The organism is Microcystis sp. BLCC-F209, from assembly GCF_041928595.1.
GTDB lineage: Bacteria > Cyanobacteriota > Cyanobacteriia > Cyanobacteriales > Microcystaceae > Microcystis.
In genome coordinates, this window is record NZ_JBHFLL010000009.1 from 1 (window position 1) to 9,480 (window position 9,480).

Sequence of the window (9,480 nt, forward strand, 5' to 3'; positions counted from 1 at the left end):
GACTACGGCTACTGCTAGTCAGACTATTACCCTATCCTGGACGGGGAAAAATGACAGTTCTGTTACTACAGGAAGTTACTACTGGTATGACCAGGTAGTCTTCTCCACCAATGACATCTATGGGGATAGTGATGATATTTATCTTAATCAACAATATATCTCTAGTAGCAACGGATTACCCTTAGAACCGAATGAAACCTATACGGTTAATACCAGTGTCACCTTACCCAGTAATGCAGTAGGAAGTGGGTACTTACTATTTAAGACAGATGCTTACAACTACCAAACAGAATCCAACGAAAACGATAACGTTTATACTCAGGCGATTGATATTGCTGCACCCAATTTAATTATTACTAATGTCACCGCTCCCACTACGGCTACTGCTGGTCAGAGTCTTACCCTATCTTGGACGGGGAAAAATGACAGTTCTGTTACTACAGGAAGTTCCTACTGGTATGACCAGGTAGTTTTTTCCAAGAATAATATCTATGGGGATAGTGATGATGTTACAGTCATTAGTTATGAATATATCTCCAGTAGCTACGGCTTACCCTTAGAACCCAATGAAACCTACACAGTAAGTCGTAACGTTACCTTACCCGGCCAGGCGATAGGAAGTGGGTACTTACTATTTAAGACAGATGCTTACAACTACCAAACAGAATCCAACGAAAACGATAACGTCTATACTCAGGCGATTGATATTGCTGCACCAAATTTGACTATTACCAGTGCGACTGCGCCTAGCACTGGTATTTTAGGGGGAGCTATATCAGTTTCGTGGACGGTACTAAATAATGGAACTGTTTCCGCGAATGCTGATTGGTATGATTCAGTTTATCTGTCTAATGATCAGACTTGGGATAGTGGAGATACATGGATTACTGCTTTCTGGGAAGCTGCAAGAAGTCCCCTCGCCGCTAACACAAGTTATACAGATACCCAAAATATTTCTATTCCTAATTATGCAGGGACCGGTGATAAATATTTGATCTTTGTTACGGATCAATACTCTTACTACTACTACAACCAACAAGGAGAAACGAACGAAACCGATAATACTTATGCTGTTCCTATCACTTTAGGTGCGCCAGACTTAATCATATCTGGAGCAACTGCACCCAGTAGCGGGGTTGTGAATGGAGCGATCAATGTATCATGGACGGTGAAAAATCAGGGTACGACAGATGCACCGGCAGATTGGTATGATGTTATCTATCTCTCTCCTGATAATATCCCTGGTAATGGTAATGATATTTACATTATTGACCAACCAATAAGCACTCAAACCCCCTTGATAGCGGACGGTTCATACACGATCAATCGCAGTATTAACTTACCCAATGTTACCCCAGGAAATTATTACATCTTTTTCCGCGCTGATGCCTATAATTATCAAGGAGAAACCAACGAAAACAACAACTACAGTCAAGCTATTCCCATTACTATTGGTTCGCCGGATTTAATTGTTAGTAATGCTACGGCACCAGAGTCAGGAGCATTAGGAGGAACAGTCAGCCTTTCTTGGACAGTACAGAACCAGGGAACAGTAGAAGCTCCCGCCGATTGGACTGATTATATTTACTGGTCAAGTAATGATACTTATGACGGTTCTGATACCTTCATTACCAGTATTTCAGCCGCCGCACAAACTCCCGTTGCCGTCGGAGGAAGCTATAGCAAAACCGAAAATATTACCTTACCTAATCAAATAAACTTCGTTGGCAATGGTTACTTAATTGTCCGAGCAGATGGCAATAATGCACAGGGAGAAACGGACGAAAATAATAATGATCGTGCCATTCCTATCCGCATAGATGCACCAGATTTAATTGTCTCAAATGCCACTGCACCAGCATCGGTAACTGTAGGTGCAACGATTAGCGTTACTTGGGATGTGAAGAATCAAGGAACTGTTGCGGCTAATGCTGATTGGTACGACAGGGTTGTGATTTCTACTGACCAAATCTTCGGTAATAGCGATGATACTTATCTGACAGAAGTTTGGCAAGGTTCATTTACTCCCCTAGCAGCCGGAGCAACCTATAGCCGCACCCTCAATGTTACCTTACCCAGTACCGCTACTGGCGATCGCTATTTGCTCTTCAAGGCTGATAACTATAACTATCAAGGTGAGACAGACGAAAATAACAACGTCTATTCCCTACCGATTAACATTTCCGCTTCCGACCTTCGAGTTACCTCAACCAATGCTCCGACAAGTGCCATTTTAGGGGAAACAGTTGAATTAACTTGGACTGTCACTAATAACGGTACGGGAGCAGCAAGTCAGGATTGGTATGATCGAGTTTATCTCTCCAGTAATCAAACTTTAGATAGCAATGACGTTCAAGTTACTTATGAATTGATAGCGACACAAACGCCTTTAGCTACTGGTGCAAGTTATACTATCAGCAAGAATGTCACCTTACCTAGTTTTACCGCAGGTAATCAATATTTACTTTTTGTTGCGGATCGAGACAATTATCAAGGGGAAATAAATGAAAATAATAACCTGACTGCGGTTCCTATCACTTTAACCGCTCCCGATTTAATTGTTTCTAATGCTTCCGCACCTGCAACCGGAACAGTCGGTAAGAGTATTGAAGTTTCTTGGACAGTACAAAACCAAGGGACAAGCGCCGCTCCCACTGATTGGTATGATCGCATTTACCTCTCCAACGATGCTATTTTTGATGCTAATGCTGACACTTACATCACCCAAGAATTAATCTCCACTCAAACACCATTAGCCGCCGGTGCAAGTTACAGCATTACTCGCAATATCAACCTCCCCAACTTTGCCACAGGAAACCGTTATTTAATCTTTGTCGCTGATGGTTCGGGAGGTCAAGGGGAAACTAACGAGACTAACAATACTCGTGCTGTCGCCATTAATCTCAATGCTCCCGACTTAGTAGTAAGTGATATTACCGCACCAGTTGAATCCTTGTCTGGACAACCAATTGAGATCAATTGGACTGTCAAAAACCAAGGAGCAGCAACCGCAGAAGGAACTTGGTATGATTATGTGTCTTTAGTTAATACGGCGACCAATTCCACCCAGTATGTCGGAATTTTTGAATATTCAGGTAGCTTGGCCGCCGGAGCCTCCTTAAATCGGACTCAATCCTACAGCGTTCCCCTCAGTTTAACTGGTAACTATCGAGTGGTTGTAACGACCGATTTTTACGGACAACTTGCTGAAGGAACGCAGAACGAATCGAACAATACTACTACAGATGATCGTCCGATTTCCCTACAACTTGCTCCGGTTCCCAATCTACAAGTTACCGGGGTAACTGCACCATCGACGGCTTTTTCCAGTCAAGAAACCGTCGTACAATGGACAGTGAAAAATGTCGGTACTGGTGCCACTAATGCGCCTGTTTGGTATGATCGAGTTTATTTGTCCCTCGATACTACCTATGACGATGCTGATACCTATTTAGGAGACGCAGTTAATCCTAGTTATCTCAACCCGAATGATAGTTATAGCAACAGCTTAACCGTAACCCTACCTCGCGGTATTGATGGCAATTACTATTTCCTTGTACAAACTGATGTTTATAACTACGTTACCGAAGTTGGTAATGAAGGAGATAATTGGGGATCTGGTGGGCCGACGGATGTTAATTTAACTCCACCCCCCGATTTACAAGTAACGGCGGTTAATGCTCCTAATGGAGCCTTCTCAGGACAACCAATGAACCTGAGTTGGACTGTCACTAATGCTGGTACAGGACGTACTTTAGAAACAGCTTGGTATGATCGCGTGTTGATGTCGGAGGATGCAACTTTAGATGCAGGCGATCGCTTTTTGGGAGATTTCTATCATAGTGGTGCGTTAAATGCCGGTGAAAATTATACCGGTTCAGCGACAGTTAATTTACCCATTGGTGTGGCGGGAAGTTTCTTCTTCTTTGTCCAAAGCGACATCTATAACAACGTTTATGAGCACGTTTTTGAGAATAACAATAGTGGCTACGACACCACAGCAACGAACATTACCCTAACGCCGCCACCAGATTTAGAGTTTGAATCCTTAACGATTCCGAGCAACGCTCGTTCTGGTAGCAGTTTAAGCATCAATTATCGAGTCACTAACTTTGGAGCCACAGAAACCCCGAATTATTATTGGACTGATACCTTCTATCTTTCCAGCGATAATCAACTAAATACGGCAACGGACATTAATTTGGGTAGTGTCGGCCAGTATGGCGTTCTTTATCCAGGTGATGGTTATGATCGTACCGCTAACTTTGCCTTACCCAATACCTTAACTGGCACCTACTACGTCTTTGGTGTGACCGATAGCGGCGATCAAGTATTTGAATTAGATAATGTTAATAACGTCACTCAAAGTATCAATCAAGTACAAATTGTTTCCCAACCGGCGGATTTAGTTGTCACTGACGCAATTATTCCAACTACGGGAGAAGCTGGTAAGACAATTCAAGTGCAATGGACAGTGAAAAACCAGGGAACTGGGGATACCATTGTTAACAGTTGGAGCGATCGCCTTGTAGTTTCTAACGATGAGGTTTTAGGGGATGCAGATGATCTGACCCTCGCCAGCTTCACCCGCACCGGACTTTTAGCTCCCAATGGTACCTACAGTCGGACTGAAAGTGTTATCTTACCCTTTACCTTAGAAGGCAATTATCAGCTATTTGTCGTCACTGATTCGGCTAATAGCGTTTATGAAGGTAGCAATGAGGGAAATAATGCCTCTAGTGCTTTTCCCCTCACCATCTCTCGTGATACTCCCGATCTCCAAGTTACTAGCATTACTCTGCCAAATACTGTGACTCCCGGACAGCCGCTGACCCTCAGTTGGACGGTGGCAAATTTGGGGGCAGGACGGACTAATAGCAATTATTGGTACGATCAGGTTTATTTGTCTTTAGATAAAAATGTCAGCGGTGATGACATTAATTTAGGGTCGGTTTATCGTTCAGGAGCCTTAGAGCCATCAGCAAGTTATAGTGCCACGGGTACTTTCTCCCTTCCTGTTAATTTGAACGGTAGTTACTATGTTCTGGTGCAAACTGACCGGGATAATAACGTTATTGAAGGTACATTTGAGAATAATAACGTTTTAGCCAGCGATAGTACCAGTGGAGGCGGTTCGGGAACCGGAACTTTACCGATTACTCCCGCTCCTTCTGCTGATCTGGCTGTCACTGCCGTGGATGCGCCGGAACAGGGAATTGCCGGACAATCTCTGAGTTTAACTTGGACGGTTGTTAATAATGATGCCAATACGGGTCAAAGTTGGTATGATGCCGTTTATCTATCCCGTGATCAAGTATTTGATCGCAACAGCGATATTTATTTAGGCTATCGCAACCATACGGGGGGATTAAATGCAGGAGATAGTTATACTGCAACTCAATCTTTTAACATACCGCGAGGCTTAGGGGGACGTTTTTACGCTTTCGTGGTGACGGACGGCGGTAATGCTGTTTATGAACGGTTAGGAGAGATCAATAATGTTAATTATGACGGATTCTCGACGGAAATAATTTTGCCGCCTCCTGCTGATTTAGTAGTAGGGACAATTACTATTCCTGTCAATGGAACGCCAGGTCAAAATGCCACAATTAGTTATACCGTAAACAATCAAAGCACGAATGAGGCGATCGGCACTTGGGAAGATACAATCTATCTTTCTCGCGATAATCAATGGGATGTCAATGATGCTTTCTTCGGTCGTGTTTCCCAAACAGGGCCGGTTGCAGGAGGCGGAAGTTATAGCAAGACAGTAACCGCGACTTTACCAGGGGTAGCAACGGGGGATTACTATGTTATTGTCCGCAGCGACATCCGCAACTATATACCGGAATCTAATGAAGCAAATAATATTAAGGCTTCTTTAGATGACTTTGCTGTTGATGTCGAGTCCTTAGAATTAGGTACGCCTGATACGGGGACTTTAGGACAAGGACAGTCAGTTTATTATCGGGTTGATGTTTCTGGAGGAGAAACACTGCGACTGAAACTGGATAGCCATGTAACAAGTGCTGATAATCAAGTTTTTGTAAGTTACAATGCTATGCCAACTCGTAGCCAGTTTGAATTCACCAATACTGAACCATTTGTTGCTGATTCAGAAGTTATTATACCCACCACAACTGAAGGAACTTATTATGTTTTAGTTAATTCAGTTAACAGCCCTAACCTACAAGATTACAGCATTCAAGCAGATATTATACCTTTCGGAGTAGAGGAGATTGATGTTACACAAGGAGGTCAAGGAGGCAATGTCACCGTTAAATTAAATGGTGCTAAATTCTTGCCAACAGCAAAAGTTTTTCTAGAAGATGAAGACAACAAATATGAGGCGCAGCGTGTTTATTACCAAGATGGGGTAACATTATATGCCACATTTAACTTAGAAAATGTTCCTCTTGGTCAATATGATGTACTGGTTGAAGCCGAAGAAATTAGTTTTGATTGGTCTGCTACAGATTATGTCACTCTACCCAATGCACCAGCCGATATTTTATTCCCTGTTGATCCCGAATTTACGCAATCAACCAATCATTTAACCTCTCGTTTAGCTAATGCTTTTGAGGTAACAACATCCCACAATGTGCCTTTGTCTTTGAATAGTTTTTTGCCTATTGCTCTCAGACCTAATCAGGCATTTACTTACACTTATAACTACTTCAATAGCAGTAATAACGACGTTGCTAGTCCGCTTCTTCTGTTATCTTCAGATCCGGGTATTCTCACCGTCTTAGTAGGTGATACTCAAGCAACATCAGGAGCAAAGCTAGTAATGGCTTTAGCCGACTCTGGTCCGTCAACTATTCTCAGACCCGGACAAGGAGGCAGTATTACTTTAACTGGATATGCTCCCAACTTTAACACAACTCTCAATTTAGGTGCTGATTTGGTTGAGAATACTAATTACACCTTTAATTTAGCTGATATCTTGCAATCAGTGGGAGTTGATCCTAATTCTGACACTTGGAGTCAATCCGTAGCCACCTTGAGTCAAGATATTGACGGTACTTGGAATAGTTATGAGGATTTATTGCGCCAAGAGGCACTTGAACAGTGGCAGGAAGGGGTTCGCCAATTTAATTCTAATCAACTTCTCCTTGGAGAATTAGCCGATTTAGGGACTAATCAAAGCACTCTGACTAGCTTGGACTCCCAATTGGATCTATCCCCTTCTATTCTAGGATTTTGTCTAGATATTCAAGCCAATATATATAGGGGTGTGCTTACTGATATTGCTAGGATTTGGTCAATTTCAGGTCAACCCGATGCCGCTGCTTTCTTATTCAAATATCTTAATGGTCCTGGCGGCAATCAAACATTTGGGCCGACTGACCACATTAGTCAAGAAGCAGCCACCGATATAGATGTAATTAATCTCAACAATCAAGTTACCTCTCAAATCCAACAGTGGTTAGAGGCACAAATTAAGGCAAATAACCGACCAACCTCATCAAATTTAGCTAATACTTCAGCCGCTAGTCTTATTACTGCTAGGAATGGTAACCTCAAACTCGATCAAACTGACAATCTCAAGTTTGCTGTCAATGGTACGCAAGGTCTTTCTGGAGAAGTCGCTAACTTAAAATACTCAGAAACAACTGATAAATGTAACCCTAATACCAAAATAGTAAGTTATGAAGGAAAATTACGTTATACTCTGTCAGACTGGTACAACTTTACTGAGTCAGATGCTAAAAAACCTGGTGCAGTAGGGTTTTTTAGCAGTATGGCTTACTATTTGGAGCATACTACCACTGATCCGGATTGTAAACCTTTCCCTTACCAAAATTTTATTACTGTTGAATTTCCCATTCAAGGAACAGTAAAACTGGAGTCTGGAAATTCTCAAAATAACTGTCCTCCTCCTCCTCCTCCCAATCCCAAACCTATACCTGTAGTTCGTCCCATCGATCCCAACGACATCGTAGGACCAGCAGGATTTGGCGATGAAAACTGGATTACCTCGCAAACCCTCCCCTATACCATTCGCTTTGAAAACCAAGCCAGTGCGACTGCACCTGCTCAAACTGTTTACATTACCCATCCCTTAGACTCTGACGTTGATTTCCGCACCTTCCGCTTAGGTAGTTTCGGTTGGGGAGGCTTAACTTTTACTGTTCCTGAAAATCGTTCTTTCTACAATCAACGTGTGGATTTAACGGAAGAACATGGCTTCTTGGTTGATGTTTTTGCTGGTATTGACATCCAAAAAGGCGAAGCTTTCTGGACATTAACTACTATCGATCCAGAAACAGGTGAAACTCCCGAAAACCCCTTAATCGGCTTCTTACCTCCCAATAACGAAGATGGAGTAGGCGATGGCTTTGTTACCTATAGCATTCGTCCTAGTCGCACGGCTGAAACAGGAGATGTCATCGATGCAGAGGCGACCATCATCTTCGATACGGAAGAACCCATCAGCACTCCACCTATTTTCAACACCCTTGATGTTGATAAACCTAGCAGTCAAGTTGATGCTTTACCCACCACGACGGATAACCCTGAATTTACCGTTAAGTGGACAGGAACAGATACAGGATCAGCTTTGGCAACTTATACTATTTATGTCTCTGATAATGGCGGTAATTATACAGTCTGGCTCAATAATACTGAGTTAACCGAAGCCACTTACACGGGGACAGCCGGACATACCTACTCCTTCTACTCAGTTGCAGTTGATAACACAGGTAATACAGAAGCAGCACCGACGACGGCAGATGCAACCATACAAATCGGTGGCGCAGTTAATCAACCTCCACAAATCTCGGTCAATGCAGGCTTAACTCTTGATGAAGGAGCTAATTCTGCTATTTCTAATAGTCTGCTTGCTGTTACAGATCCAGATAATACCGCGGATCAGTTAACTTTTACCATCAGTACGATTCCGACAAATGGGAATTTACAACGCAATGGAGTTACTTTAGCGGTTAATAACACCTTTACCCAAGCCGATATTAATAGTGGCTTACTATCCTACATTCATAATGGCGGAGAAACGACCAGTGATAGCTTTAGCTTTACGGTAGCCGATGGAGTAGGTGGTAATATTAATGTCACAAGTTTTGTCATTACGGTTAACCCAGTAGATGATGCACCAACTGTCCTCAATCCCATTACTGATGTTAATGTTAACGAAGATGCAGCTAATACCGTCATTGATTTAACTAATATCTTCAGTGACGTTGATAATGACCCGACTTCAATTGTTAAATCAGTATTCGTCAATGACAATACAGGATTAGTCACCGCTACTATTATTGACAATCAGTTAACCCTTGACTATCAAGACAATCAATCTGGGACAGCTAATATTACAATTCGGGGAACATCTAACGGTAAAACTGTTGACAATACTTTCCTAGTCACAGTTAACCCAGTAGATGATGCACCAACTGTCCTCAATCCCATTACTGATGTCAATGTTAACGAAGATGCAGCTAATACCGTCCTTGATTTAACTAA

Annotated in this window: 1 protein-coding gene; it reads left to right on the top strand. The window is 42.5% G+C overall.

Annotated features, from left to right (window positions below; genetic code table 11):
* Positions 1 to 9,480: CARDB domain-containing protein (locus tag ACE1AQ_RS00380; protein WP_374807639.1), on the top strand; the 9,480-nt coding region annotated here is incomplete at both ends.